This is a genomic window from Pseudomonas sp. PME37.24/025 (assembly GCF_055556615.1).
Genome location: NZ_JBVHNK010000255.1, coordinates 1 through 266 on the forward strand (window position 1 = coordinate 1; position 266 = coordinate 266).

General features: G+C 51.1%; 1 protein-coding gene. It reads left to right on the forward strand.

Annotation, left to right across the window (positions count from 1 at the left end):
* Positions 1 to 266, forward strand: a 266-nt coding sequence (locus tag ACZ3HH_RS30275; RefSeq protein ID WP_465810297.1) for an endolytic transglycosylase MltG, incomplete at both ends; no start/stop codon positions are given.

Below are 266 nucleotides of genomic sequence, written 5' to 3' on the forward strand. Positions count from 1 at the left end.
GCAATTGCTCGACAAACTGACCAGTGGTGATGTCACACATCAGCAGATTGCCATTATCGAGGGTTGGACCTTTGCGCAAATGCGTTTGGCTTTGAATGCTACACCGGAGCTGCAGCATACCACTGCCAGCATGAGTGACGCTGAACTCATTGCGGCCCTGACCTTGCCAGTGGATCATCCGGAAGGGCAGTTTTTTCCCGATACCTACCGGTTTGACAAAGGCAGTACTGACTTGTCCATTTTTAAAAGGGCGCATCAGGTCTTGC